Below are 26384 nucleotides of genomic sequence, written 5' to 3' on the forward strand. Positions count from 1 at the left end.
CCAAGCACTTGAAATGCGACAAATTGTCGCACCTGAACGGTTACACTAGGAACACAGGTAGAATATCAGCATGATCATTCCTGTTCAAACCCTCACCACTGTGCCTGTAGAAGGCATGCTGCGCAACCTGTTCGTGTTGCGTCTGTATGCTATTGGCGGACAATTGCTGGCACTAGGGGCGGCGTATTATGGGCTCAACATTGCCCTGCCGTTACCTGCCATGCTTGGCATCGTCGCCATGCTGGCGATATTGAACCTAGCCACCTGGTTGCGCCTTGCGCAGCCGTGGCCGGTCACCACGCTGGAATTTTTTACCCAATTACTGGCAGACATGGCCGCACTTACCATGTTGCTGTACTACAGTGGCGGCGCCAGCAATCCATTCGTGTCACTGTATTTACTGCCCATCATCATCGCTGCAACTACACTGCCAGCGGCTTACGCCTGGGCCACGACCATCCTCAGCATCATCGCCTATTCGCTGCTGACCCAACTGTTTGTCCCCCTGAGCCTGCCCCCGGGTGAAGTGGAATTCTCTCTGCATCTGGCCGGAATGTGGCTGAACTTCATCGTCAGCGCCGTAATGATTGCGTATTTCATCGGCAAGATGGCAAGCTCGATTCGTCAGCGTGACCAGGCGCTGGCGCGTATCCGCGAGACACGTCTGCGTGACGAACAAATTGTAGCGCTGGGCAGCCTGGCCGCGGGCGCTGCCCACGAACTATCAACCCCGCTGGCGACCATGAACATCGTCGCCAGCGAATTGCAACACGACTATCCCAATGACCCCGAGCTCAGCCAATCACTGCAAATTCTGCGCAATCAGGTAACTGTCTGCAAAACCATACTCACGCGCCTGACCACGGTAGGTGAAAGTGGCCGCGCAGAAAGCGGCTCAGCCGTAAATATCGACGTGTGGCTGAACCAGTTGCTGGAACAATGGCAACTGATGCGCCCGCAAGTGCAGGTAACGACACGCTGGCTGGGCACATTACCGATCCCCGGCCTCATCGCTGAAGACACCCTGAATCAGGCTTTGCTCAATCTGTGCAACAACGCTGCCGATGCCGCCGGCAATCAGGTTGAAATTGAAGTGGACTGGGACGAGCAGGGCGGCTATGGTATCGGCCTGTTTCTGGCTAACACCAGCATAGAGCGTCATGGCGGCAGTGTCGCATTACTCAGCCGCGAGGGTGGCGGGGCGCACGTGGCGGTACGCCTGCCCCTGCATAACCGGCACCCGTCATGAACAACAACGCGCCCAGCTTATTATTGGTAGATGATGATGCGACTTTCTGTGCTGTGCTGGCGCGCGCCCTGACCCGGCGCGGCTATGCCGTCCACAGCGTGCATAACGTCGCCACCGCAGTCGAATATGCCACAGCAAACCCGCCAGAATATGCCGTGATTGATTTGAAAATGCCGGGAGAAACCGGACTGCGCCTGATAGAGCAACTCAAACAGCTGGACCAGCACACGCGTATCGTCATGCTTACCGGCTACGCCAGCATTGCCACAGCGATTGAAGCCATCAAACTCGGTGCAACCCACTATCTGGCCAAACCGGCTGAAGTCGATGAAATTGTCGCGGCATTACATAAGGACAGCGGCGATGCCAACATAGCCACCGAGATCCGCCCGCCTTCGATTGAACGGCTGGAATGGGAGCACATCCAGCGCGTACTCAATGAACACGACGGCAACATCTCCGCCACCGCCCGCGCACTGAATATGCACCGCCGTACCTTGCAACGTAAATTGTTCAAACACCCGGTACGGGATTAAACCGCATTTACCCGTTATTTTTCCGGTGCTGCCGGAACGGCAGGTTTGGCCTCGGAACTGCCGTGCAGTTTATCGCCTACACGATTTAACGCATGCCCGGTTGCCTCTACACCGCGCTCAACACCGTGTGCCGCCGCCTTACCACCACGCTGAACACCACTCGCCGCCGCCTTGGCACCGCGCTTAACCCCCTTGACCGTCGCATCAGCGCCACGCTTGACGGCGTGCTCTACCTTACTCACGACACCGGGTTCGCTGGCCGGTTTATCTTCTGCGGCCGCGTAGTTCAGCATCAGGCATGCCAGGGTCAGCGTCATTGCGGTTTTCTGTATCATCTTCATTGCAGCTCCTTTGTCTCGGTTATCACGTCACAAGAATACCAGTCTAACTGCTTACACTGTCAGCTGCCTGAAGCTTGCAAGTACTGACACCACGTTACAAGCAACTGGAAAATACAAAAATGGAGAGTGGTGCTGGAAATAACAATACGTAACCCATCTGGCACGACTGAACAAACTACCTCAACGCAAAATCACATTCCGACTTTGCGTTGAGCACAAACAATATCAATTACTAGGTGGTACATAGCCTTGCACTTGATCAGCACCTTCACCGAAGAAGTACTTTTCAACTTGTTCCATCAGGTATTTGCGTGCTTTGATATCGGCCAGATTTAGGCGATTTTCATTCACCAGCATGGTTTGCTGACGCAACCAGCCAGCCCAGGCTTCCTTGGAGACATTGGCGTACAGACGCTGTCCCATTTCACCTGGTAACGGTGGAAAATCCAGACCTTCAGCCTCACGACCCAATTTGATGCAATTAACCATTCTAGCCATGTTTCATTACTCCAATTATTAATTAAATATTGACGATGGTTTGGTCTTCACCTTCACCACGCGTGCGAATTGTGCCAATACGATGCACGGTTTCACCGGCTGCGTTCAACTGTTGCATCGCCGCATCGGCGTGCTCAGCGGCAACAATGACAACCATGCCGATACCGCAGTTAAAGGTACGGTGCATTTCCGCATCGACCACACCACCTTGCTCTTGCAACCAGCGGAAAATGGCAGGCATTTCCCAGCTGTTAGCGTCTATCTCGGCAGTCAAATTCTCCGCCAGGATGCGCGGCACGTTACCCGTCAGCCCGCCGCCAGTAATATGCGCCATACCTTTGACCGGCATACTCGCCATCAGTGCCAGCAACGGCTTCACATAAATACGCGTCGGCGTCATCAGCACATCCGCCATTTTGCGGCCATGGAAGTCAGCATTTACATCGACTCCACTGACTTCGATAATTTTACGAATCAGCGAATAGCCATTGGAATGGGGGCCGCTCGAGGCCAGACCCAGCACCACATCGCCAGGGCAAATGGTGCTGCCGTCAATGATGGCATCACGCTCCACTACGCCAACCGCGAATCCGGCCAGATCATACTCACCGGCAGGGTACATGCCCGGCATCTCTGCCGTTTCGCCGCCAATCAGGGCACAACCGGCTTGCTCACAACCCAGCGCAATGCCTTTGATAACCTGTTCGGCCACATCCACATCCAGTTTGCCGCAGGCAAAATAATCGAGGAAAAATAACGATTCGGCGCCCTGCACCAGAATATCGTTGACGCTCATACCCACCAGGTCAATACCCACGGTGTCATGCTTGTTGAGCATGAATGCCAGCTTGAGCTTGGTGCCGACACCATCCGTACCGGAGACCAGCACCGGATTTTTGTACTTGGTTGGCAAACCCATCAACGCGCCGAATCCGCCGATACCGCCCATCACTTCAGGACGCATGGTGCGTTTAGCCCATGGCTTGATACGATCGACCAGCGCATCACCTGCGTCGATATCGACACCAGCATCACGATAGGAAAGGGAAGGGGTGTTTGGGCTAGTTTTATTTGGGCCAGTCACGATAAGCTCATTTCGTTTAAGGTAATTTGTGGTATTTTACCGCAAATGAACGCATCCCGATTAAACACTGAATGGATTTGGGCAATTATTGCCATCATTGTCTTCACCGGCACCCTGTATTTGCTTGCGCCGATTCTGACACCATTCCTGATTGCGGCCATTCTGGCGTACATTTGCGACCCGCTGGCGGACAGGCTGGAACGTTATAAATTTTCCCGCACCCTTGCCACTACGTTTGTTTTCTTCGGTTTGTTATTAACATTTCTGCTGCTGGGGCTGATTTTATTTCCGGTAGTGCAAAATGAAACCCTGCATTTTGTGCAACGCCTGCCCGACTATCTGGTGTGGATCCAGACCCGACTGGCACCATTGCTGCATGACCGTTTCGGCGTGACCTTGCCCGATGCCGCCAATTTGCAACAGATGGTACGCGACCACCTGCAGGGGGTAGGTAGCGCCGCCGGCATGTTACTGCCTACCCTCAAAGACAGTACGCTGACCGCACTCGGCATCCTCACCAACTTGCTGCTGATTCCGGTGGTGCTGTTCTACATGCTGCGCGACTGGGACAGTTTTGTGCTGAAACTGGACGAACTGGTACCGCGGCGCTGGCATAAAAAAACGCAGACCATCGCCCGTGAAATCGATGTGGTTTTGGCTGAATTTCTGCGCGGCCAGCTCACCGTGATGCTGATCATGGCCGCGTTTTATGCGACATCATTGTGGGCAGTGGGTCTGGACTATGCACTGCCGATAGGCTTGCTCGCTGGCTTGCTGGTATTTGTGCCGTATCTGGGTGTCATCCTCGGCCTGGGACTGGCATCGCTGGCCGGCCTGGTACAGTTTGCCGAGCTCTCCGATTTGATTCCGATCTGGGTGGTATTCGGCATCGGCCAGGTGATAGAGAGCATGGGGGTCACCCCCTGGCTGGTCGGTGAACGTATCGGATTGCACCCGCTGGCGGTAATATTTGCCTTGCTGGCTTTCGGCCAGATTTTTGGATTTTTCGGAATTCTTCTGGCATTGCCGGTATCCGCCGCATTACTGGTGGGTTTACGTCATATCAAACAGGCTTATCAACAAAGCAGCCTATACCAGCATCCAAATGTATAATATAACTTTCCGCTATTAGAAGCCGCTCAACATGACTACCGCGCTACTCGAATCGAATATTCCCTCACTCAAACTGCTGTCGCGCGGCAAAGTCCGCGATCTGTACGCAGTTGACGAACACCGTTTGCTGATCGTAGCAACTGACCGTTTGTCCGCATTCGACGTAGTATTGCCCACGCCGATTCCCGGCAAAGGCGCGGTACTCACCGAAATTTCACATTTCTGGTTCAAGCAACTGGCAGACATCATCCCCAATCATCTCACTGGCGACGCCCCGGAATCCGTAGTGCAACCCAATGAACGCGATCAGGTCAGTGGCCGTGCCATGGTCGTAAAACGTCTCAAGCCATTGCCGGTGGAAGCCATCGTGCGTGGATATCTGGTCGGCTCCGGCTGGAAGGAATATCAGAGCACCGGCAGCGTCTGTGGCATCGCGCTGCCTGCCGGTCTGGCGCAGGCAGCACAACTGCCGCAACCGTTATTTACTCCATCAACCAAAGCCGAAGTCGGCGCACATGATGAAAATATCGACTTCGCACGCGCTGAGGAATTGCTGGGTGCCGACATTGCCGCCCAGGTGCGTGATGCCAGCATCGCGCTCTATTCCCGTGCTGCCGCTTACGCACTGACACGCGGCATCATTATTGCCGATACCAAATTCGAATTCGGGCTGGATGCCAGTGGTAAACTGTACGTAATCGACGAAGTGCTGACACCGGATTCATCACGGTTCTGGCCTGCCGATGAATACCAGACCGGCCGCAACCCAGCTAGCTTCGATAAACAGTTTGTCCGCGACTGGCTGGAAAATTCGGGCTGGAACAAGCAACCGCCGGCACCGGAATTGCCCGCAGACGTGGCACAGAAAACCGGTGAAAAATACCGTGAAGCCGTAGCGCGCTTAATGGCCTGAGCTTGCTTTACAGCAACTAAGGTTCACGTGCTGGTGTGCGCCGTGAACCTTATTCAGCTAGCCTTACTCTGCCGCCAACCCCAGTTCCTGAATTTTACGGGTCAGGGTATTGCGCCCCAATCCGAGCAAATTAGCCGCTTCGATACGACGCCCGCCGGTGTGCTTAAGGGCAATATTAATCAGGGTTTTTTCAAAATCATGAGTTAATCCCTCGATAATACCTACCTCACCGCGACTGAGCGCCGCATCTGCGGTATGCGCCAAAGCCTGCAACCAGTCACCGCTGACATGTTCAGATGGGCTGGCATTCAGAATTTCCGGTGGCAAATCCGACACATCCACGTTATTACCCGGCGCCATCACCGTCAACCAATGGCAGACGTTCTCCAGCTGGCGGACGTTACCGCTCCAGCTGAACTGGCTTAAATGCCGGATCGCGGCCTCGGACAGCTTCTTGGCATCCACCCCTTGTTCTTGCGCGCTTTTCTGCAAAAAATGCTTGGCCAGCAGCGCAATGTCTTCGCTGCGCTCACGCAACGCCGGCAAACGCAAACGAATCACGTTAAGACGATGGTACAGATCTTCGCGAAACAGGCCTTCTTTCACCCGGGTTTCCAGGTCCTGATGCGTAGCGGCAATGACGCGGACATTGACCTTGATCGGCTGATGCCCACCCACACGGTAAAACTGGCCGTCAGCCAGCACGCGTAATAAGCGTGTCTGCAATTCTGCCGGCATATCGCCGATCTCATCCAGAAAAAGGGTGCCGCCGTCAGCTTGCTCAAAGCGTCCGCGACGCTGCACTGCCGCGCCGGTAAAAGCCCCGCGCTCATGCCCGAACAACTCGGACTCCAGCAGATCCTTGGGGATCGCCGCGGTATTCAGCGCAATAAACGGCTTACTGGCGCGCGGACTATGGCGATGCAATGCTGATGCCACCAGCTCCTTACCGGTACCGGATTCACCTGTAATCAGCACCGTGGTATGCGATTGCGAAAGCCGGCCTATGGCGCGAAACACTTCCTGCATGGCCGGTGCCTGACCCAGTATCTCCGGCACACCTTCTATCTGCACCGCAGCCGCCGCCTCGTCTACTCGCATGCTTTCATCTACGGCACGGCGAATCAGTTCAATGGCATGATCCACATCAAACGGTTTGGGCAGGTATTCAAATGCGCCCCCCTGAAATGCTGCTACCGCGGATTCCAGATCGGAATAGGCGGTCATGATAATCACCGGCAGCTTGGGGAAACGCGATTTCAACTGCTGCAGCAGATCCAGACCTGAGCCGCCTGGCATGTGGATATCACTCACCACCACCTGCGGCTTACTGTGCTCTAGCGCCGCCTCAACTTCAGGGACGGAAGTAAAGCTGACGAAGTCTATGCCTTCGCGCTGCAGCGCCTTTTCAAACACCCAACGGATGGAGCGATCGTCGTCAATAATCCAAACTGGTTTTGTCATGATAATTCCATCATCAATATGCGGGGGGCTGCCCTAACGGCAGCAATAAAGTAAAACAGGTGCGTCCGGGCTGACTTTCCACTTCAATAGTGCCATGGTGCTGATGCACAAAAGTCTGCGCCAATGTTAATCCCAGGCCGCTGCCACCTTCGCGCGCCGAGACCAGGGGGAAAAAAATTCGATCACGTACCGATTCAGGGATACCTGGACCATTATCAATAATCTGTATTTGTGCCGCCAGCGGATAACGCTTCATCGCCAGCGTCACTTGTCGCGCAATGCGCGTTCGCAGATAGATTTCGCCTTTGCCTTGCAATGCCTGCACCGCATTACGCACGATATTCAATACCACCTGTATCAGCTGCTCGCGATCCCCCACAATATCAGGGATGCTGGTGTCGTAATCACGCCGAATTACCAAACCTTTCGGGGTTTCGGCCAAGGTTACGCTACGCACCCGCTCCAGCACTTCATGAATATTAAGGGCATTGATCTGCGGCAAACGATGCGGTGTCAGCAGTCTATCCATTAGTGACTGCAGGCGGTCAGATTCCTGAATAATGACTTGCGTGTACTCGCGCGTCTCCGTTGACAGCTCGTGCTCCAGCAATTGCGCCGCTCCACGTATGCCACCCAGCGGATTTTTGATCTCATGTGCCAAGTTTCGCACCAACTCGCGATTAGCCTGTTGCTGCAGTAACATATGCTCGTCCCGAGCAATTTTCAACTGCTGATCCATCGCGTGAAATTCGAGCATGAACGCAGCCGCGGGGCTTTCGACCGGGGTAAACGTTGCGCTCACCTGCAACGAGATGTCACCGACTTGCAGATGCAATTCATGTTCAGTGAAGCTGGCATTATGCGCAATCGCATAATCCAGTGCGGCATTCAGCTGAGCAGGCTGCCGAAAAATATCATTTAATGGCATGCCTTTTACTTGCACCACACTCAAGCCCAGCAAATTCTCTGCAGCCGGATTGATATAGCGCACACAACGATGTTCATCCAGAGCCAAAACCGCTGTCGCCAACCACTCCAAACCTACAAAATAAGGATTCATGTATTCCATGCCATTGTACTGCGAGGGATAAAATGAAACGGCGCACCAAAACAAGGCGCCGCTATCGCTAAATAGTTAATTCAATTCTTATTAAGCAATTTGTAAGCCAGGAATGTTATTTGACGCTGCTCAGCTCTCTCCTGAGCGCATTAATATTGTCACGATGCAATTTAATGTTGTTATCCAGCTTATCTGTGCGGGTGATATAAGCAGGGCTGCTGATTTTTTCGCCGGGTCGCAACACTTCACCGTCTCTTTTGGCTGCGACGGCATCTGCCAGGGCCTGCTCTTCATTACGCAATTCGTCTTCCAGCACATTACGGCGCACGTTATCGCGCTTACGCTGGACATCCGTGTCTACCCGCGGGAAACTAATCGGCGTAGGATTTGCTGTTTCTCTTTTACGCGGCGTATTAGCCCCATTTACCGTATGCATCACTGGCGTGGCCGCCGGCTCCAGATCCAAACGCTTAGCCCCCTTTACCGGACGATCGGTATAGGTAACCTGACCTGAAGCATCAATATGTTTATAAATATCAGCTTGCGCAGGCAACGCTACACACAAACCCAATATCAAAATTGAAAATTTCATTTGCGAACCAGATCAAAACGATGGTTTGAGTTTAGGGCAAGCCCAACAGGGATGCAACCCCAATAAAAAAAGGGGCGGAAATCCGCCCCTTTTTTACTGCAATTAAAATTACAGTGAGTAGTACATTTCAAACTCGATAGGATGAGTCGTCATGCGGAACTTGGTCACTTCTTCCATCTTCAATTCGATATAGGCATCGATCATTTCGTTGGAGAACACACCACCGCGGGTCAGGAACTCGCGATCCGCATCCAAAGCTTCCAATGCCATTTCCAGAGAGTGGCAAACTTTAGGAATCTTCGCTTCTTCTTCTGGTGGCAAATCATACAGGTTTTTATCTGCAGCATCGCCAGGATGAATCTTGTTCTGAATACCATCCAGACCAGCCATCATCAACGCGGTGAACGCGAGGTATGGGTTGGCAGAAGGATCAGGGAAACGCACTTCAATACGACGGCCTTTTTCGCTGGCGACGTGTGGAATACGAATCGAAGCAGAACGGTTTTTAGCTGAGTAAGCCAGCATCACTGGCGCCTCATAGCCTGGCACCAGACGCTTGTAGGAGTTGGTACCCGGGTTGGTAATCGCGTTCAATGCCTTAGCGTGCTTGATGATACCGCCGATGTAGTACAAAGCAGTTTCTGACAAACCAGCATAGCCATTTCCGGCAAACAGGTTTTTGCCATCTTTCCAGATGGACTGGTGTACGTGCATACCGGAACCGTTGTCACCAACGATAGGCTTAGGCATGAACGTTGCTGTCTTACCATAGGCATGAGCAACGTTATGAACCACGTATTTCAGTGTTTGGGTTTGATCAGCACGCTTAACCAAGGTATTGAATACAGTACCAATTTCGCATTGACCAGCAGTTGCCACCTCATGGTGGTGCACTTCAACAGGCACGCCCATATCTTCCAGTGCCAGACACATTGCTGAGCGGATATCATGCAGGCTGTCGACAGGAGGAACCGGGAAGTAACCACCTTTAATGCCTGGGCGGTGGCCCATATTGCCGCCTTCATACACTGCGTCTGAACTCCATGCAGCCTCTTCAGAATTGATCTTGACTGAAGTACCTGACATGTCAGTTTTCCAGCTCACAGAATCAAAAATAAAGAACTCTGGCTCAGGACCGAAGTAAGCAGTATCACCGATACCGGTAGATTTCAAATAAGCCTCGCCACGTTTAGCGATAGAGCGTGGATCACGGTCATAACCCTTCATGTCCGAAGGCTCAATTACGTCACAGGTCAGAATCAGGGTGGACTCATCCATGAATGGATCCATACGGGCGCTATCAGCATCCGGCATCAGGATCATGTCCGACGCTTGAATGCCTTTCCAGCCAGCGATGGAAGAACCGTCAAACGCATGACCATCGGTGAATTTGTCATTGGTAAACTGCTTAACAGGCACGGTCACGTGCTGTTCTTTACCACGGGTATCAGTAAAACGAAAATCAACGAATTTGACATCGTTGTCTTTAACCATTTGCATTACGTCGGCGACCGCCATTGAGTTCTCCTCGCTAAAAAGTAACATCCAGAATTAAATCAAAAATAAGGTTATCCGCCTAACCAAGCATGATATATGCCAAGACGAAGCTCAATCCGAGCAACCACACATTTTGAGATTATGCTTGCATAGGCCGGCCTGTGTAAAGAGCATAAGCCAACAAACCTATTTGGTGCAGAAGTTCGCGTTAGCACCAAATTGGTGCCTCTACTTTAATACCGCACCAAACAGGTGCAAAAATGTAACTTGCATTACCAAAATCAGAAACAGCATCTATACTACAAAGACATTACACAAGTAATTACGGGGTGACAAAATGCCTACGCTGAACAACATTCTCCATACCGCTCAACAACGCGCTCAGGATGCCAACTTACCTTATGTTGGCGCACTCACCCCGACCGAAGCATATTATCTCAGTCAGCATGCGCCCGGAGCCATACTGGTAGATGTACGCAGCCAGGCCGAGCGTGACCTGGTCGGCACCATTGAACCAGCCACCATAGTGGAATGGCAAACTTACCCAGGCTGGCAAGCCAATCCTTATTTTGTAGCGCAACTTAAAGCGTCTGTCGATCCCGAAGCCTTGGTCATGTTTATCTGCCGCAGCGGCAATCGCTCACATCAGGCCGCCATCAGCGCCCAGGCGGCTGGCTATAGTGAATCTTACAATATACTCGAAGGTTTCGAAGGCGACAAAAACAACTTCGGGCAACGCGGGCTGGTAAACGGATGGAAGTTTGCGGGCTTGCCCTGGCATCAGAAATAAAGGCAACGCCCATTTTTTGCAGTAGAATTCATTTTTTGCCTGAATCATGACTGCCCGTGACTGACCGCTACGCCGTTATCGGCAACCCGATTGCCCACTCCAAATCGCCACTTATTCATGCCGCATTTGCCAGCCAAACTGCACAGGATTTAAGTTATGAGCGCCTGCTGGCACCATTAACCGGTTTCGCCGAAACCTTGAAACAATTTCAGGCTACCGGCGGGCGTGGTGTCAACATCACCGTCCCCTTCAAAGAAGAGGCATGGCAGTTTGCCGACGAACTCACTCCACGCGCACGCCTAGCCCAGGCCGCTAACACTTTAGTGCTAAACGACACCCGCATTCTTGCCGACAATACCGATGGTGCCGGCTTAGTCACCGATATTCAGCACAACCTGGGCTATGCACTGGCGCGTCGCCGTGTCCTGGTAATGGGTGCCGGAGGTGCCGCACGCGGCGTCATCGCCCCACTACTTGCCGAACACCCCGCATTTCTGGTGATCGCCAATCGCACAGTGGGCCGCGCAATCACGCTGCAGCGTCAATTTTCGCCTTACGGCATAGTTGAAGCCTGCGATTACGCAGCATTACACGGCGTGCAATTCGATTGCATTATCAACGCCACATCCGCCAGCCTTTCCGGCGAACTAGCCCCCTTACCCAGCGACGTATTCGCGCCGGGCAGCCTGGCCTACGACATGATGTACGGCGCAGAGCCCACCCCGTTCCTGCGTTACGCCCAGGAACACGGCGCAGGACATTGCGCAGACGGCCTCGGTATGCTGGTCGAACAAGCCGCAGTAGCATTTCACCTGTGGCGCGGCATACGCCCCGACACTCTCTCTGTTATCAACCAATTACGCTCAATATGATTTTAAAATGGATCAAACGCGGGGTACTGACCCTGCTGGCCGTCATCGTACTTTATCAAGGCTGGCTATTTGCCCACGTCTGGTGGTGGGTCGATCACAACCCCGCGAATAGCGCGTTCATGGACGAACGCCTGGACATCCTGCAACAAAAGAATCCGGACGCGCAGCTACGTTTCAAGTGGGTGCCATACAACCAGATTTCCGGCAACCTCAAGCGCGCCCTGGTAGCGGCTGAAGACGCCAAATTCTTAAGCCATGACGGCTTCGACTGGGAAGGTATCCAGAATGCTGCCGAGAAAAACCTGAAAAAAGGCAAAATCGTCGCAGGCGGCTCAACCATCAGCCAGCAACTGGCCAAAAATCTGTTTCTGTCCGGACAGCGCACCCCGTGGCGCAAAATTGAAGAAGCCATCATCACCGTCATGCTGGAAAAAATGATGAGCAAACGCCGCATTCTGGAAATCTATATGAATGTCATCGAGTGGGGCAACGGCGTATTCGGCGCGCAAGCAGCATCGTATTACTATTACCGCACCTCGCCCGCCAATCTGTCCGCCGGACAGGCCGCCAAGCTCGCCGCCATGGTGCCCAACCCGCGCTACTATGATAGCCACCGTAACGCCCGCGGATTAATGCATCGCACGGCCACCATCCAGGCCCGCATGTACCAGGTTGCCGTGCCCAGATGAAAAATCCTTGACCGAATTCCATTTTTAGAGTCTAATAGCGGGCTTCGTGGCTGGATAGCTCAGTTGGTAGAGCAGCGGATTGAAAATCCGCGTGTCGCAGGTTCGATTCCCGCTCCAGCCACCAAATAAACAAGGCTTCCAATATGGAAGCCTTTTTTATTGCCTGAATCAGCCCATTACAAGCTCTTATTTGCCAAACAGTATCAACCCCCACACCACACACACATTCAGCAATGCCACCAGCACGGCAGCACTGCCCATGTCCTTGGCGCGTTTGATCAGATGATGATGCTCGAAGGAAATACGATCAACGGCCGCCTCTACTGCGGAGTTTAGCAATTCCACAATCAGCACCAGCAATACCGAACCAATCATCAGCGCACGACCGAGCGCACCAGGCTCCAGAAAAATCGCCAGCGGAATCAAAATCACAGCCAGCAACATCTCCTGACGAAATGCATCTTCATGGCGCAGCGCGGCTTTCATGCCATCTATGGAATAAAAAAATGCGTTGAGCACGCGCTTGGGACCGGTTTTACCTTTGAATGGAGACTCTTGCACGGCGAACTACCCTCAAAAACCTTGAGCATAGCTGAGGCATACCCAACTTGAACAGCAATACCGCATTAAGTTTTTGCGACAAATTGATGACAGCAAAGGAAAATCGAGAGGGGAAAAAGAATGGTGGTGATGGGCGGAATCGAACCGCCGACCTATGGGTTATGAATCCATCGCTCTAACCGTCTGAGCTACATCACCAACTTGAAACGAAGCCCAGCATTATCCTAGTTTAATACACGACCTGTCAAGACAACAATTCCCGTATCAATAACAATATTATACTGGCACCTTGCGCTGACCGATTTTTTGCTGGATAATGACGTCCTTTCTGCGTACACGCCGCAGCACCTTAGGAAAAAATCATGAAAACTGATATTCACCCAAAATACGAAGACATCAACGTTACTTGCAGCTGTGGCAATAAATTTGTCACCCGCTCAACCATGATCAAAGATCTTCACGTTGAAGTTTGCTCAGAATGCCACCCATTCTATACCGGCAAGCAGAAGATTGTTGACACCGCTGGTCGCGTTGAGAAATTCCGTCAAAAATACGGCATGAAATAATATTTCATCCGATTTGAGATAGCAAAAAGGCAGCCGAGGCTGCCTTTTTTGTTTTTTGGAGTAAAATCAACTGTCACGTTTATAACTACTAGGCGCTTCGTGTCCAATCTATTCGCAATTCGCCCATATCGCTTTGTCCCCAGCCTGCTGACAGTCGTGCTGTGTCTGGCATGGCTGCTGCCTGGCCTCATCGGTCATGAACCATGGAAAGGTGATGAAGCCGAAACCATGGGCCTGATTCACAGCATCCTGTCAGGCGCACCCACCGCGGTACCTACTCTGGCAGGCGAACCCTGGCTGGGCGCACCGCCTTTATACAGCCTGATAGCCGCGAGCTTCGCCCAGCTATTCTCTCCCTGGTTAGCCGCTCATGACGGCGCGCGCTTGGCCGGCGGTTTTTTCATCCTGCTGACCCTGTTTTTCACCGGCTTTGCCGGACGTGAACTCTACGGCAGCGAACATGGCCGTCTTGCGGCACTGGTGCTCATAGGTAGCGTAGGGCTATGGGTACGCGCGCACGAATCCATACCGCAGACCGCTTTATTAGCTGGCATAGCCATGGCAGGTTATGGTGCCGCACTAACTGTACGGCGTGCTTATGTCGGCGGTGCCCTTACCGGTACCGGACTCGGCATCATTTTCATGAGCATCGGTGTCGCCGAAACCCTGGCGATGGGCTTGGCCTTGCTCGCGCTACCCGTATTCAGCCCCACCTGGCGACACACCAACACATTAAAAGCAGCTGCAATGACCGTGCTATTCGCTGCACCGTGGCTGCTGATCTGGCCACTGGCGTTGTATCAGATCGCACCCGGTCTGCTTACAGATTGGTGGCATAGTCAGATACAGGCACGCTTTGTGTTCTGGTCAACACCCCCCGGCATGGGCACTTTGTATTACTTCAAATTTTTACCCTGGTTCGCCTGGCCAGCCTTACCGCTGGCGTTATGGACCGTATGGCGGGCTAGACGCGGGCAACTGACCACAACCGGCATTGTATTGCCAATGGCGATGTGGCTAAGCCTGTCCATCGTGCTTAGCTTCACCACCGAATCCAGCCCGGATCAGGGTCTGCCGCTGCTAATCCCGCTGGCCTGGCTGGCTGCCGGCAGTACCTACACCTTACGCCGCGGTGCAGCTAACGCACTGTACTGGTTTGCGGTGATGACCTTTGCCGTCGTTGCCGCTACCGCCTGGGTATACTGGAGCGCACTGGATCTGGGCGTGCCAGCCAAGCTGTCCCAGCATTTACATGCCATACAACCTGGCTATGAGGGGGCATTTCATCCCTTCATGGTCGGTATGGCGGTGCTGTACTGCCTGGCATGGGGGTTATTGGTGATACGCATGAAGCGCTCGCCACAACGCCCGCTGATCGCCTGGGCCGCAGGCATGACGCTGGCCTGGGGACTGGCTGCCAGTCTGTTCGAGCGCCCCATGGATGAGCGCATGAGTTATGAAGCCATGATGAAGTCCATGCAACCCCATTTACCCGCAACAGCCTGCATTACCAGTCGTGGTGTGGCCGATGGCACCCGCGCCATGCTCGATTACTATCTGGGGGTACAGACCCTGCGCGAGGAAAATACCAAAACCACAAGTTGCCCAGTCCTCCTCGTCGAGGATCAAAGCGAGAGCAGCACCTTGCCCAAGCTGGATGGCTGGCGCATCACCTGGAGCGGCAATCGCCCGGGAAGTCATACGGAACGCTACATACTGTATCGACGTCTAAAACACACCTCCCTGAGACATGATTAGTGGCGTGATTCTGGCGGGTGGCGAATCGCGCCGCATGGGTGGGCAAGACAAAGGCCTGCTGGAATTTGCCGGACAACCGCTGGTGCAGCACGCCATCCAGCGTATTGCACCGCAAGTCGATGAACTGATCATTAGCGCCAATCGCAATCTGGCCGCTTACGCTGCATTCGGCTATGCGTTGGTGAGCGATGACAGCGCCGGTTTTCTCGGGCCATTGGCGGGCATGCTCGCTGGCATGCGGGCAGCACAGTATGAATGGGTACTTACCGTACCATGCGATACTCCCTTTCTGCCCGGCGACTTAGTCAGTCGACTCTATCAGGCAACGGAGGGCGTAGATATGGTCGTCGCCAGCGCGGCACGCATTCATGCCACGGTAATGTTATGCCGGCGCAGCCTGGCAGCGAATCTGGCCGAAGCGCTGGCACAAGGTGAGCGCAAGGTACAGCGCTGGCAGGCCATGCAACGCCGTGCCATAGTCGAATTTGAAGATGAATCCGCTTTTGCCAACCTCAATACGCCGCAACAATTGACGGGAGCCAGACACGATGGACAGCAATCCGACTGAGCATAAACTTAAAATCGAGGGCATGACCTGCGCCTCGTGTGTCAACCGGCTGGAAAAGGCACTACGCAAAGTCGACGGTGTAGAAGATGCCAGTGTCAATCTGGCCACTGAATTTGCCACCTTGCACACTCGGCCTGACGTCAAAGCCGAATCGCTGGTTAAAGCAGTAAAACTGGCCGGCTTCGATGTCGCACAACAACCGATCGATGTCGGCATCGAAGGCATGACCTGCGCCTCCTGCGTCGCACGTGTGGAAAAAGCCCTGACTAAAGTGCCGGGAGTAAGCTCGGTCGCCGTCAACCTTGCCACAGAGCGCGCCCATATCGAAGCTGCGCCCACGGTCAGCATGGCGGATCTGCAACAAGCCATCACTGCCGCGGGGTATACCCTGATACCCGTTACCAGCGCTGCCACCACCCAACCCGCCAAAGCAAAGCGCCCGGACTGGATTCCCGTCGCGCTAGCGGCCATGTTCAGCATCCCGTTGGCCATCCCCATGTTTGCAATGCTGTTTGGTATCGACATCAGCCTGCCCGGCTGGCTGCAATGGTTGCTGGCGACACCGGTACAGTTCTGGCTCGGCGCACGCTTTTACCGGGCGGGCTGGAGCGCGGTAAAAGCCGGTGCTGGCAATATGGATTTGCTGGTAGCACTGGGTACTTCTGCCGCCTATGGTCTGTCCCTGTATTTACTGGTGCAGGGTGAGACCCACCATTTGTATTTTGAAGCATCTACCGCCGTCATCACTCTGGTTTTGCTGGGCAAATGGCTGGAAACTCGTGCCAAACGGGAAACCACTGCTGCCATCCGCGCACTGGGCGCACTGCGGCCGGACATCGCCCGCGTCAGGCGCAACGGCACTGACAGTGATGTGGCATTAGCCGAAGTCCGTATTGGCGATAGCGTGGTGGTGCGTCCAGGCGAACGCATTGCCGTCGACGGCACAGTGCACGAAGGCCAGAGTCAGGTTGATGAATCCATGATTACCGGAGAAAGCGTGCCGGTACACAAGACCGTAGGCGATCATGTCATCGGCGGCGCAGTGAATTATGACGGCCTGCTCATCGTCGAAACCACGGCTATCGGCAGCGAAACCACGCTCGCCCGCATCATCCATCTGGTCGAAAATGCACAAGCCGCCAAAGCACCCATTCAGCATCTAGTCGACAAAGTCAGCGCCGTATTCGTGCCAGTGGTACTGGTCATTGCGTTGCTGACTTTGCTGGCATGGGGGCTGATAGGCGGCAACTGGCAAGTTGCCATCCTCAATGCCGTGGCGGTGCTGGTGATTGCCTGCCCTTGCGCGCTCGGGCTGGCCACCCCCACCGCGATCATGGCCGGCACCGGTGTTGCCGCACGCTTCGGCATCCTCATCAAGGACGCTGAAGCGCTGGAAGTTGCCCACAGCGTCAACTGTGTTGCCTTTGATAAAACCGGCACACTCACCATCGGCCATCCGATACTACTCGCCAGTGTGCCGCTGCAAATCACCGAGCCAGCCCTGTTACAGCTTGCTGCCAGCGTACAGCAGGGCAGCGAGCACCCGCTGGCACGTGCAGTCATGCAGGCACAGGCGGCCACAACAGCAAACCTGGCACCGAGCGTTGTCAGCAACGTACAGGCGCTACCGGGACGAGGTATTTCAGCACAGCTAGGTGATGCCACCCTGTATCTGGGCAATGACGCCCTGATGCAGGAACAGTCCATCGCCACAGATGCGCTGCTTGACGCTGCGACACCCTACATGCAGCAGGGCCGCACCATTTCCTGGCTGGCACGCGAACACAACGGACAACGCGAGCTGCTCGGCATGCTGGCATTCGGCGATGAGATCAAACCCACTGCGGCAGCGGCAATTGCGCAACTGCATAGCCAGGGCGTGCGTACGGTGATGCTCACTGGCGATAATCCAGGCAGCGCGGCCGCGGTAGCCAAGGTGCTGGGCATCGATGAATACCACGCTGAAATCCTGCCGGCGGACAAAGCCGCCAAGATACTCAGCCTCAAGCATAGCGGCGCCATAGTCGCCATGGTCGGTGACGGCATCAATGATGCGCCCGCACTGGCTGCCGCCGATGTCGGCATCGCCATGTCCACCGGTACCGATGTGGCGATGCATGCCGCAGGCGTGACGCTGATGCGCGGTGACCCGATGCTGATCGCAGATGCCATTTCCATCTCGCGCCGCACCTATAACAAGATACGCCAGAATCTGTTCTGGGCGTTTATCTATAACCTCGTCGGCATCCCGCTCGCCGCGGCCGGTCTGCTCAACCCGGTGATTGCCGGCGCCGCCATGGCGTTCAGCAGCGTCAGCGTGGTGAGCAATGCGCTGCTGCTGAAACGCTGGCGGCCGCAACCGAACAGCAAATAGCTGCGACATTATGTCGCACGGTTACGGCAGGGTATTTAGGTAAAATCTCGCCACTTCATTAAGGGCGAGATCATGACTTCAACACGTTTACTCCTGGCCGCAACATTGCTGATTCCCGTGCCGGCACTGGCATGTTCCAGTTGCGGCTGCACCTTGAGCCCGGTATGGGAAAATCAGGGCATGTCTACCCAAGCAGGGCTGCGCATGGATTTGCGCTACGACTATGTCAATCAGGATCAGATGCGCCACGGCAGCGGTGTTGCCAGCAGCGCCGATATTGCCACCGCCCTGGCTAATGGCACCGTGGGCGAAACCGAGCAGTACACCAAAAATCATTATTACACTCTGGGTGCCGATTACATGTTCAATCGCGACTGGGGCGTGAATCTGCAAGTGCCTTATATAGATCGCGACCACGGCACGCTCGGTGCCGGCGATACCGATACCAGCTACTCGCACACTCAGAGTCTGGGTGACATCAAGTTAATCGGACGTTATCAGGGTTTTTTTCCGGATGCTAAAACCGGCATGATGTTGGGATTGAAATTGCCTACCGGCAAGCAGGATTACAATTTCAGCAGCGGCCCCATGGCGGGCATGCCACTGGACCGCAGCCTGCAACCGGGTACCGGCAGCACTGACCTGATTGTGGGCGCCTATCATTTCGACACACTGACTCCAACGCTGGACTGGTTTGCTCAGGCGCTATATCAGACGGCCATGGACACCCGTAACGATTACCGCCCCGGCAACGCCCTCAACCTCAATCTGGGCGTACGCTATACCGGCTTCGGCAACATCATGCCGCAACTGCAGCTGAACGCCCAGACCCGCAGCAGCGACAGCGGCGCGAATGCCGATCCCGCCAATACCGGCGGCAAGCTGGCTTACCTTAGCCCCGGTGCCACCATCAAGGTCAGCGACAACATTAAAGTGTACGGATTTGTACAGCTGCCGGTCTATCAATACGTTGAAGGCCTGCAACTGGCGCCGCGCTGGAATGCGTCATTCGGTATCAATTTTGGCTTGTAGTGGCGCTACATATCGGCGACAGTGCAGACAAGCCATACTGTCACCGATATTTTCTACTGACGTTCAAATCTTCTTCTTGCGATCAACCAGCAGTATCAATCCCGGCAGCATGAAGGCTTCAGTCAACGCCGCAAAGGTAATGGTAATCGCGGTGACCAGACCGGTATCCGAGTTCATCGCGAAATGCGACGATGCCAGCACCAGAAAACCGCACACCAGCGTCAGCGTGGATATCCACATCGGGATACCCGCCATATCGAAGGCGTATCGCAATGCATCTTCCGGCGTACGTCCCATCTCTCGTCGCGCCGTCAGGTATTTGCTGAGAAAGTGCATGGTGTCGTCCACCACGATACCTAGCGAGATAATCCCGACCATGGCCACACCCATATTGATCTGACCTACCGCCATCCCCCATACCCCGTAGGCGAGCAGGGCAGGGGTGATGTTGGGAACCATACTGACTATACCCAGCTTGAATGATCGGATAGCCAGCATGATCAGCACGGAAATCTGCAAAATCTGGATCACTTCGCCTTCCAGCATGCTCTTGCCGTTCTCCTGACCGACATGCGCAAACATCAGGCCGGCACCCGTGCCGCCACTGGATTTGATAATGCCGTCACCATGCGCCTTGAGCCAGGCATTCGCCCGCTCTTCCAGCGCAATCATCTGCGTGGAGTGCACTGCATACAAAGTCGCTGTCAGCTTGGTCGCCGACTTGTCGATATTGATCTGGTTGGTAAGATCCAGACCATAAGGCAGCGACAGCTCGTACAGCAGCAGATACTGCGCCGCCAGCTCGCGCGATTCCGGCAACTTGTACTGAGCAGGATCGTCCGCATGCATGTTCTTGTTCAGCCGCTTCATGATGTCGGTGAAGGTATTGACGTGCAACACTTCGGGTTGCTGACGCAACCAGTTGGAGAACTCATCGGTCTTCTGCAGGAAAGCTGGTTCGTTGATGCCTCCAGGCTTGCTCGCTTCGATGGAGAAATCCATCAGATACACGCCCGTAAGATGCTGCAGCGTGAAATCGGTAGCCTGACGGAATTCGGTAGTCTTGTCGAAATACTCATGGAAGGAATCGTCAAATTTGTTTTGCGTGACAAACGAACCTACCACGGCCGTAAACAGCAGGCTGCCGAACAGCATCTTGTAACGGTGGTTGAGGAAAAAATTCTGATAGCGCTCCATCAGCTTGAATTTGCTCTCCTCCTGGGAATGCACTTTGCCGCCCGGCAATATCAGCATCAGCGCCGGCACCAGCCCCACCGTAATGAAAAATGCCACCATGATACCGAAAGCGACCACATTGCCCAGCGTCTGAAACGGCGGCACATCCGACATATTCATGGTCAGATATCCCAGCGCAGAAGTGACGTTGGTAAACAGCATGGGCGCAAAATTGGACTGGATGCTTTCTTTCATTGCCTCCACTCTGGACACGCCATGGCGCACATTATGGCCATAGTGCGACAACATGTGCACGCCATCGGCAATCGCCATGATCAGGATAGTCAGCGGTGCGGTAGCAACCGGCGCAGACAGGATCACGTCAGTCCAGCCCGCAACGCCCATCGCAGCAGCTATCGACAGCACGATACTGAGAAAAATCAGGCCGGTGGCCTGGAAACTGCGCAGCGAGATTACCAATAACAAAGCCAGTATCCCCATCATGTAGGGCACCAGATGTTTCATGTCATTGCGGGTGGCTTCCAGAAACGCATAATTCATCATCACCACGCCGGTCATGTAAATTTTGATGTCCGGATGTCTGGTTTCGAATTTGGCTTTCAGCGCATTGGCGAATTTCACTGCCTGCTGAATTTCCTTGACCTTATTTTTACCCGGCATCTGCAGCGTGATATTAATGCCGGTCACCTGACCATTTTCTGCAATCAGACGTTTGGCTAATAGCGGATCATGAACGGCGATATTGCGGATTCTCGCCAGATCAGCAGCAGTCAGTGTTTGCGGATGTTTGACCAGGTCATCCACATGCAGCGTGTCACCATCGGCCACAGAATTCTGATAGTTGCTGATCGAATCGACACGAATGGAAAAAGGGGTTTGCCAGGCCGCATCGGTTAATTCGATTACCGCTGCCAGATTGTTGCGGGTGAAGACATTTTTGTCAGCGGGCGCCAGTGTCAGCAGGATATTGTCGCTCTTGGTATAGGCTTTTTGCATAGCCTCGAACGCCTGCAACTGGGGGTTATCCGGCTTGAAAAAAATACGGTAATCGCCACTCATGGTGAGGCGTTTGGCGCCCAGCGCCATCGCGACTATCATCGCCAGCGTCAGCAACGTGACCAGCCATTTATGGGTCACGACCCAATTGGCGTATTGGCGTGTAAAGTTATTCACCCTGCGAACTCCCCTGCAAACAAATTGTATAAGTTTCCGGCTGGCGCAGGGCAGACACAGCGCACCATTATAGTTACAGCCTCTGTCTTACAATATCACCTAGAAACTTACAATTTGCTTACTTGCAGATATCCCGCCCTGCTTACTTACCCTCCACAAACATCGCCTGCCGCGCCGCCTGACTGATCGCCACGACAGCCGGATGGGTTAAGCGCCGCTCCGTGGAAATCGCATAAAACTGCTCAATCACGGCATTGGTGGTGCCCAGCAGCACACTGCCGGAGCGCTGCTGTACCCATTTGGCAATCGCCGTAGGCACCGGATACACGCCTACCCCCTCCTGACCGAAAGCATTGAGCAACGCGCTGTCATCAAATTCGCCAACGATATTGGGACGGATATGCAGACTGTCCAGCCAGCGCATCAGCTTCGGCCGCACTGCGGCATCCTCTCCCGGCAACAACAACGGTACCTCTGCCAATAACGCAGGGAAGCTGGTCGACTTGAAACTCGCCACCAGCGCCGGGCTGGCCAGAAAGCTGATGCCGCACTCCCCGAGCAAGTGACTGAATCCGCGCACATTGAGATTGCCGGGCATGGCGCGATCAGCAATGACCAGATCCAGCTTATGCACGGCCAGGTCGCCAAGCAGAGCGGCCAGCCGCCCCTCCCGGCACAGCATTTTTGGTTGTTCGTCCATGTGAATGGCAGGTTCCAGCAACTGGTACGCCATGGTCTTGGGCACCACGTCGGCGATCCCCACCTTGAATTGCAATGCACGCCTGGCCGGATGCTGATGCAAGGCATCCAGCATTTCTTCACCGAGCACGAAAATTGCTTCTGCATAACCAAGCACCAGACGGCCCGTATCGGTCAGTTCCAGTTTGCGACCACTTTTGCGAAATAGCTGCACACCTAGCGATTCTTCCAGCAGACCGAGCTGGCTACTGATGGATTGCGGGGTGAGGTGGAGCTGTTCAGCGGCCTTGCCAACCCCGCCAGCTTTGGCAACCACCCAGAAATAATGCAAATGTTTGTAATTTATCTGGCGCATGATAATCAGTTTTTATCGAATAATTATTCAATTATAATCGAATATTAATTCGCAATACGAAACTATAGAATGGTGGTATCGAAATTCTCTACGCAAGGAACAAGTATCATGGGTAAGCGCATTTTCTTATTTTTATTAACCAACCTGGGCATCATGCTGGTGCTGTCGCTAGCCGTGCAAGTGCTGGGATTGAACCGTTACCTGGATGCCAGCGGCCTGCATCTGGGTGGCTTGCTCGGTTTCGCTGCGGTAATGGGTATGGGTGGCGCCTTTATTTCGCTGGCCATTTCCAAATGGAGCGCGCTGCGCATGGTCGGCGGGCAGGTCATCAGCTCACCGCAAAACACGACTGAAGCGTGGCTGCTGGCCACCGTACAGATGTACGCCAAAGAAGCAGGCATCGGCATGCCGCAAGTGGCGATTTATGACTCGCCCGACGTCAATGCCTTCGCTACCGGCATGAATCGCAATAAGGCACTGGTTGCTGTCTCCACCGGACTGTTGCAGCAACTGCGCCGCGAAGAAGCAGAAGCCGTCATCGGCCATGAAATTGCCCACGTTGCCAATGGCGACATGGTGACACTGGCACTGATACAAGGCGTAGTGAATACCTTCGTGATCTTTCTGGCACGCATAGTTGGCTATGCGGTCGATAAATTCATCTTTAAAAATGAAAACGAGCAGGGCACAGCCTATTTTGTGACCTACTTCATCGCGGAAATGGTGTTGGGCGTGCTAGCATCCACCATCGTCATGTGGTTCTCCCGCCAGCGCGAATTCCGTGCTGATGCAGGCGGCGCGCAACTGGCCGGACGCCACAACATGATCGCCGCGCTGGAAGCGTTGCGCCGTACCCATGAGCCAGCCGCATTACCGGAAAAAATGGCGGCCTTTGGTATCGCCGGCGGTAACGGCGTATCAGGGCTGCGCCGTTTGTTCATGACTCACCCGCCATTAGAGGAGCGCATACATGCATTACGCCAGGGATAAAATCCGCTCACTTACTACCATCGCACTCACTGCACTGCTGCTCCCGCTCGGTGCGCTCGCTGATGCAACACCAACATATAGCGTTGAGCAGTTGATTGATTTAGGCATGACTCACAATCAAACCGTGCAGGCCGCCGAATCAGGCATTGCGGCCGCACAATCAGGTGTAGTCAGCGCCCGGGCTTACCCTAATCCGGAGCTGGAAACCTCAGTCGGCCGTGTACGTGCACGCCTGCCGGGCGCAGCGGAAGGCAGCGCACTCACGGTCGGGCTGATCCAGCGCCTGGATTTACCCAATGTGCGCAATGCGCGTGAGCGCGTTGCGCAATCCGGCGTAGCCCTAGCCGCCAGTGAAAAGGTCATCGTCACCAGCGAGTTGCGCTCCCGCATCAAACTAGCCTATTTTAATGTGTTGCGCCGCCAGGAAGAACTGAAAGCCGCTCGTGAAAACGACACCCTGATCCAGGAAATCTTCAATCGCGTCAAAGTCAGGGTATCAAGCGGCGAAGCGCCCCGTTACGAACTGATCAAGGCTGAAACCGAGCGACTCAACGTGCAGCGCGCACGGCAAGCTGCGGAATTACGCGTCGATCAAGCCAAGGCAGCGCTCAGCCGTGAAGTGGGTGGAGCATTGCCCGCCCACTTTAACGTGGCCGATTACAGTGTGCAACGGCTGGTACTCGCAGGTGCCGATCTGAAAGCCGCGATCGCCAAAAACAATCCTTATTTAGCCCTCTCGCAGGCAGAGCTGCAACGCGCACAACAGCAGCTGGCACTGGAACGCAGTTTGCGCACGCCGGAAGTCAGTGTTCGCGCCGACTGGGATCGTGAACCCGACATCAATGCGGCTCGCATCGGAGTGCAAGTTACGCTGCCTTTATGGAATCAGCGCCAGGGTCCAATCGGAGTAGCTGCCGCCCAGCTGGCGCAGGCGCGCAACCGCTATGACGCACTGGATTACAGCCTCAAACAAACGCTGGTCACTGCATTAGGCGAATATGAAATTGCTACCACGCAGGTATCCGCACTGGAAGAAGGCGTAATGCGCCAGGCCGAAGCCGCGCTGAAAGTCGCCGAAGCCGCTTATCGATTTGGTGAGCGCGGCATCCTCGACTACCTGGACGCACAACGGGTGTATCGCACTACCCGCAATGACTGGATTGCCGCCCGCTATGAACAAGGTGCCGCATTGGTCGAACTAGAGCGTTATACCGCATTAAATTTAGAAGGAAACGCACCATGAATACGCCATCATCCATAACAACCCTATGCATGGCCGGCCTGATTACGCTGAGTCTGAGTGGCTGCGGAGACGAAAAAGAACCGACTGCCGCACCCGCTGCTGCACCAGCCGCCGTTGCCGACCCCACGCTGGTCACGCCACCGCCTGCCGTCGTAGCGCGGATCACTGTCGCCCCGCTCAGCAACCACCCCATCACGGATATATTACGTGTTGCCGGACAGGTGGATTTTGATGAACAGCGCATTGCCCGGATAGGCTCGACAGTCACCGGGCGTGTCGTTGAGGTCAAGCGGCATTTAGGCGAAAGCGTACATGCCGGCGACGTGCTGGCTGTCCTGAACAGTGCCGAACTGGGCCAGGCGCAACTGGCTTACCTCAAGGCGCGCTCGCAGGCCGCGCTGGAACAACGCAATGTCGAACGCGCGAAACTGTTGCTGACCGCCGATGTAATCGGTACAGCCGAGTTACAGCGCCGTGAAAATGCACTGGAAATGGCGCAGGCTGAACACCGGGCTGCCACCGATCAGTTAAAAGTGCTGGGCATGAGCGATGCGGCGCTGCGACGCATCGCACAAACCGGCAACATTGACTCATTGAAACCGCTTACCGCCACCAGCTCCGGCGTCGTGGTTGAACGCAACGTCACTCAGGGCCAGGTCGTCACGCCTTCCGAACCGATGTTCACTATCGCCGATCTGTCGCATTTATGGGTAGTGGCAGAAGTGCCTGAACAGCAAGCTGCTGGCGCCAAACTCGGCCAGGATGTCGCAATCGAAATTCCGGCACTGGGTGGCGAACAGGTCAGCGGGCGTCTGGTTTACATCAGCGACACGGTCAATCCACAGACACGCACTGTTCTGGTACGGACCGCTGTGGAAAATAAGCAGCGCCGCCTCAAACCTGCCATGCTCGCCACCATGCTTATTGCCACCGAAGCAGTGCCTCGCCTGGCCGTTCCTGCGGCCGCCATTGTGCGTGAAAACAATCAGGATTACGTATTCATGCAGATCAAGCCCGGCCAGTTCAAATTGACCGAAGTACGCCTTGCTCCTGAAGTGAATGGGTTGCGTCCGGTGATTTCCGGCGTCAAGCTGGGCGATCCAGTGGTGATCGATGGTGCGTTCCACCTCAATAACGAACGCAATCGTCAAGCCCTGGAAGGAGCATAGT

The 26384-nt window shown here is 54.5% G+C and carries 25 protein-coding genes and 2 tRNA genes; 16 read left to right on the forward strand and 11 right to left on the reverse strand.

Annotated features, from left to right (window positions below):
* Positions 1–70: 70 nt before the first annotated feature.
* The gene (locus EJE49_RS07185) at positions 71–1249 is read left to right on the forward strand and encodes a histidine kinase dimerization/phospho-acceptor domain-containing protein (protein ID WP_223246783.1); all 1179 of its coding nucleotides are present in this window, start codon (positions 71–73) and stop codon (positions 1247–1249) included.
* The gene (locus EJE49_RS07190) at positions 1246–1785 is read left to right on the forward strand and encodes a response regulator transcription factor (RefSeq protein ID WP_124949717.1); all 540 of its coding nucleotides are present in this window, start codon (positions 1246–1248) and stop codon (positions 1783–1785) included. The genes EJE49_RS07185 and EJE49_RS07190 overlap by 4 nt, the downstream gene beginning before the upstream one ends.
* A 14-nt stretch (positions 1786–1799) precedes the next feature.
* On the opposite strand, the gene EJE49_RS07195 is transcribed toward EJE49_RS07190, so the two are convergent.
* The 3 genes from EJE49_RS07195 to purM form a co-directional block, all read right to left on the reverse strand.
* Complete coding sequence (locus EJE49_RS07195; protein ID WP_124949718.1) at positions 1800–2126, reverse strand: hypothetical protein; 327 nt, start codon at positions 2124–2126, stop codon at positions 1800–1802.
* 225 nt (positions 2127–2351) lie between these two features.
* Positions 2352–2624: an oxidative damage protection protein gene (locus EJE49_RS07200; protein ID WP_124949719.1), complete on the reverse strand. Its 273-nt coding sequence runs from the start codon at positions 2622–2624 to the stop codon at positions 2352–2354.
* 22 nt (positions 2625–2646) lie between these two features.
* Complete coding sequence (gene purM, locus EJE49_RS07205) at positions 2647–3708, reverse strand: phosphoribosylformylglycinamidine cyclo-ligase (protein ID WP_124949720.1); 1062 nt, start codon at positions 3706–3708, stop codon at positions 2647–2649.
* Positions 3709–3753: 45 nt separating this feature from the next.
* Here purM and EJE49_RS07210 point away from each other — a divergent pair, with 45 nt between their 5' ends.
* On the forward strand, positions 3754–4821 hold the full coding sequence (locus EJE49_RS07210; protein WP_124949721.1) for an AI-2E family transporter: 1068 nt from the start codon (positions 3754–3756) through the stop codon (positions 4819–4821).
* A 31-nt stretch (positions 4822–4852) separates the two neighbouring features.
* Positions 4853–5734: a phosphoribosylaminoimidazolesuccinocarboxamide synthase gene (locus EJE49_RS07215; RefSeq protein WP_124949722.1), complete on the forward strand. Its 882-nt coding sequence runs from the start codon at positions 4853–4855 to the stop codon at positions 5732–5734.
* Between the two features lie 63 nt (positions 5735–5797).
* On the opposite strand, the gene ntrC is transcribed toward EJE49_RS07215, so the two are convergent.
* The 4 genes from ntrC to glnA all read right to left on the reverse strand — a co-directional run bounded on the left by ntrC (position 5798) and on the right by glnA (position 10368).
* Positions 5798–7198, reverse strand: coding sequence for a nitrogen regulation protein NR(I) (ntrC, locus tag EJE49_RS07220; RefSeq protein ID WP_124949723.1), 1401 nt, complete (start codon positions 7196–7198; stop codon positions 5798–5800).
* 13 nt (positions 7199–7211) lie between these two features.
* A complete protein-coding gene (gene glnL / locus EJE49_RS07225; protein WP_223246784.1) occupies positions 7212–8267 on the reverse strand; it encodes a nitrogen regulation protein NR(II) in 1056 nt (351 codons plus the stop codon).
* Between the two features lie 106 nt (positions 8268–8373).
* The gene (locus EJE49_RS07230) at positions 8374–8850 is read right to left on the reverse strand and encodes a DUF4124 domain-containing protein (protein WP_124949724.1); all 477 of its coding nucleotides are present in this window, start codon (positions 8848–8850) and stop codon (positions 8374–8376) included.
* A gap of 108 nt (positions 8851–8958) precedes the next feature.
* Positions 8959–10368, reverse strand: a complete 1410-nt coding sequence (gene glnA / locus EJE49_RS07235; protein ID WP_124949725.1) for a glutamate--ammonia ligase — start codon at positions 10366–10368, stop codon at positions 8959–8961.
* A gap of 316 nt (positions 10369–10684) precedes the next feature.
* Between glnA and EJE49_RS07240 the strand changes: the two genes are divergently transcribed.
* The 4 genes from EJE49_RS07240 (at position 10685) to EJE49_RS07255 (ending at position 12822) form a co-directional block, all read left to right on the forward strand.
* The gene (locus EJE49_RS07240; protein ID WP_124949726.1) at positions 10685–11137 is read left to right on the forward strand and encodes a rhodanese-like domain-containing protein; all 453 of its coding nucleotides are present in this window, start codon (positions 10685–10687) and stop codon (positions 11135–11137) included.
* 56 nt (positions 11138–11193) lie between these two features.
* Positions 11194–12009 carry a shikimate dehydrogenase gene (gene aroE, locus EJE49_RS07245; protein WP_124949727.1) on the forward strand — a complete coding sequence of 272 codons (816 nt, stop codon included), beginning with the start codon at positions 11194–11196 and terminating at the stop codon, positions 12007–12009.
* Positions 12006–12698, forward strand: a complete 693-nt coding sequence (mtgA, locus tag EJE49_RS07250) for a monofunctional biosynthetic peptidoglycan transglycosylase (RefSeq protein WP_124949728.1) — start codon at positions 12006–12008, stop codon at positions 12696–12698. The genes aroE and mtgA overlap by 4 nt, the downstream gene beginning before the upstream one ends.
* 48 nt (positions 12699–12746) lie before the next feature.
* A tRNA-Phe gene (locus EJE49_RS07255) sits at positions 12747–12822 on the forward strand.
* Between the two features lie 62 nt (positions 12823–12884).
* Here EJE49_RS07255 and EJE49_RS07260 read toward each other — a convergent pair.
* Both EJE49_RS07260 and EJE49_RS07265 read right to left on the reverse strand, forming a co-directional pair.
* Positions 12885–13259 (reverse strand): diacylglycerol kinase, encoded by a 375-nt coding sequence (locus EJE49_RS07260; RefSeq protein ID WP_223246785.1) that lies wholly within the window; start codon positions 13257–13259, stop codon positions 12885–12887.
* Positions 13260–13380: 121 nt separating this feature from the next.
* Positions 13381–13457 (reverse strand) — tRNA-Met (locus EJE49_RS07265).
* A gap of 164 nt (positions 13458–13621) precedes the next feature.
* Here EJE49_RS07265 and rpmE point away from each other — a divergent pair.
* The 5 genes from rpmE to EJE49_RS07290 all read left to right on the forward strand — a co-directional run bounded on the left by rpmE (position 13622) and on the right by EJE49_RS07290 (position 19557).
* Positions 13622–13825, forward strand: a complete 204-nt coding sequence (rpmE, locus tag EJE49_RS07270; RefSeq protein ID WP_087445706.1) for a 50S ribosomal protein L31 — start codon at positions 13622–13624, stop codon at positions 13823–13825.
* A 99-nt stretch (positions 13826–13924) separates the two neighbouring features.
* Positions 13925–15583: an ArnT family glycosyltransferase gene (locus EJE49_RS07275; protein WP_124949729.1), complete on the forward strand. Its 1659-nt coding sequence runs from the start codon at positions 13925–13927 to the stop codon at positions 15581–15583.
* Positions 15576–16151 carry a molybdenum cofactor guanylyltransferase MobA gene (mobA, locus tag EJE49_RS07280; RefSeq protein WP_124949730.1) on the forward strand — a complete coding sequence of 192 codons (576 nt, stop codon included), beginning with the start codon at positions 15576–15578 and terminating at the stop codon, positions 16149–16151. Before EJE49_RS07275 ends, mobA begins: the two co-directional genes overlap by 8 nt.
* Positions 16132–18525 carry a heavy metal translocating P-type ATPase gene (locus tag EJE49_RS07285; RefSeq protein WP_124949731.1) on the forward strand — a complete coding sequence of 798 codons (2394 nt, stop codon included), beginning with the start codon at positions 16132–16134 and terminating at the stop codon, positions 18523–18525. The genes mobA and EJE49_RS07285 overlap by 20 nt, the downstream gene beginning before the upstream one ends.
* A 72-nt stretch (positions 18526–18597) precedes the next feature.
* On the forward strand, positions 18598–19557 hold the full coding sequence (locus EJE49_RS07290) for a TonB-dependent receptor (protein WP_124949732.1): 960 nt from the start codon (positions 18598–18600) through the stop codon (positions 19555–19557).
* Between the two features lie 63 nt (positions 19558–19620).
* Here the strand turns inward: EJE49_RS07290 and EJE49_RS07295 are convergent, their stop codons facing one another.
* Together EJE49_RS07295 and nhaR are read right to left on the reverse strand one after the other, a co-directional pair.
* Positions 19621–21927 carry an efflux RND transporter permease subunit gene (locus EJE49_RS07295; RefSeq protein WP_124949733.1) on the reverse strand — a complete coding sequence of 769 codons (2307 nt, stop codon included), beginning with the start codon at positions 21925–21927 and terminating at the stop codon, positions 19621–19623.
* A gap of 142 nt (positions 21928–22069) precedes the next feature.
* Positions 22070–22981, reverse strand: coding sequence for a transcriptional activator NhaR (gene nhaR / locus EJE49_RS07300; RefSeq protein ID WP_124949734.1), 912 nt, complete (start codon positions 22979–22981; stop codon positions 22070–22072).
* A 108-nt stretch (positions 22982–23089) separates the two neighbouring features.
* Here nhaR and htpX point away from each other — a divergent pair, with 108 nt between their 5' ends.
* From htpX to EJE49_RS07315, 3 genes are read left to right on the forward strand one after another with little or no spacing between them, the layout of a single operon-like run.
* Entirely contained in the window at positions 23090–23971 is an 882-nt protein-coding gene (htpX, locus tag EJE49_RS07305) for a protease HtpX (RefSeq protein ID WP_124949735.1), read from the forward strand.
* Entirely contained in the window at positions 23952–25214 is a 1263-nt protein-coding gene (locus EJE49_RS07310; protein WP_124949736.1) for a TolC family protein, read from the forward strand. Before htpX ends, EJE49_RS07310 begins: the two co-directional genes overlap by 20 nt.
* Entirely contained in the window at positions 25211–26383 is a 1173-nt protein-coding gene (locus EJE49_RS07315; protein ID WP_145962015.1) for an efflux RND transporter periplasmic adaptor subunit, read from the forward strand. Before EJE49_RS07310 ends, EJE49_RS07315 begins: the two co-directional genes overlap by 4 nt.
* Position 26384: the final 1 nt, after the last annotated feature.

Origin of the sequence: Sulfuriferula thiophila (genome assembly GCF_003864975.1) — a bacterium.
Lineage (GTDB): Bacteria > Pseudomonadota > Gammaproteobacteria > Burkholderiales > Sulfuriferulaceae > Sulfuriferula > Sulfuriferula thiophila.

What these genes read in the sequence shown, in the direction of transcription:
- rpmE (WP_087445706.1), top strand. Translation starts at nt 13,622, where the DNA reads ATGAAAACTGATATTCACCCAAAATACGAAGACATCAACGTTACTTGC.
- EJE49_RS07230 (WP_124949724.1), bottom strand. Translation starts at nt 8,850, where the DNA reads ATGAAATTTTCAATTTTGATATTGGGTTTGTGTGTAGCGTTGCCTGCG.
- nhaR (WP_124949734.1), bottom strand. Translation starts at nt 22,981, where the DNA reads ATGCGCCAGATAAATTACAAACATTTGCATTATTTCTGGGTGGTTGCC.
- EJE49_RS07285 (WP_124949731.1), top strand. Translation starts at nt 16,132, where the DNA reads ATGGACAGCAATCCGACTGAGCATAAACTTAAAATCGAGGGCATGACC.
- EJE49_RS07240 (WP_124949726.1), top strand. Translation starts at nt 10,685, where the DNA reads ATGCCTACGCTGAACAACATTCTCCATACCGCTCAACAACGCGCTCAG.
- glnA (WP_124949725.1), bottom strand. Translation starts at nt 10,368, where the DNA reads ATGGCGGTCGCCGACGTAATGCAAATGGTTAAAGACAACGATGTCAAA.
- EJE49_RS07290 (WP_124949732.1), top strand. Translation starts at nt 18,598, where the DNA reads ATGACTTCAACACGTTTACTCCTGGCCGCAACATTGCTGATTCCCGTG.
- EJE49_RS07185 (WP_223246783.1), top strand. Translation starts at nt 71, where the DNA reads ATGATCATTCCTGTTCAAACCCTCACCACTGTGCCTGTAGAAGGCATG.
- EJE49_RS07315 (WP_145962015.1), top strand. Translation starts at nt 25,211, where the DNA reads ATGAATACGCCATCATCCATAACAACCCTATGCATGGCCGGCCTGATT.
- EJE49_RS07200 (WP_124949719.1), bottom strand. Translation starts at nt 2,624, where the DNA reads ATGGCTAGAATGGTTAATTGCATCAAATTGGGTCGTGAGGCTGAAGGT.
- EJE49_RS07195 (WP_124949718.1), bottom strand. Translation starts at nt 2,126, where the DNA reads ATGAAGATGATACAGAAAACCGCAATGACGCTGACCCTGGCATGCCTG.
- EJE49_RS07210 (WP_124949721.1), top strand. Translation starts at nt 3,754, where the DNA reads ATGAACGCATCCCGATTAAACACTGAATGGATTTGGGCAATTATTGCC.
- mobA (WP_124949730.1), top strand. Translation starts at nt 15,576, where the DNA reads ATGATTAGTGGCGTGATTCTGGCGGGTGGCGAATCGCGCCGCATGGGT.
- glnL (WP_223246784.1), bottom strand. Translation starts at nt 8,267, where the DNA reads ATGGAATACATGAATCCTTATTTTGTAGGTTTGGAGTGGTTGGCGACA.
- htpX (WP_124949735.1), top strand. Translation starts at nt 23,090, where the DNA reads ATGGGTAAGCGCATTTTCTTATTTTTATTAACCAACCTGGGCATCATG.
- EJE49_RS07310 (WP_124949736.1), top strand. Translation starts at nt 23,952, where the DNA reads ATGCATTACGCCAGGGATAAAATCCGCTCACTTACTACCATCGCACTC.
- ntrC (WP_124949723.1), bottom strand. Translation starts at nt 7,198, where the DNA reads ATGACAAAACCAGTTTGGATTATTGACGACGATCGCTCCATCCGTTGG.
- mtgA (WP_124949728.1), top strand. Translation starts at nt 12,006, where the DNA reads ATGATTTTAAAATGGATCAAACGCGGGGTACTGACCCTGCTGGCCGTC.
- EJE49_RS07215 (WP_124949722.1), top strand. Translation starts at nt 4,853, where the DNA reads ATGACTACCGCGCTACTCGAATCGAATATTCCCTCACTCAAACTGCTG.
- EJE49_RS07190 (WP_124949717.1), top strand. Translation starts at nt 1,246, where the DNA reads ATGAACAACAACGCGCCCAGCTTATTATTGGTAGATGATGATGCGACT.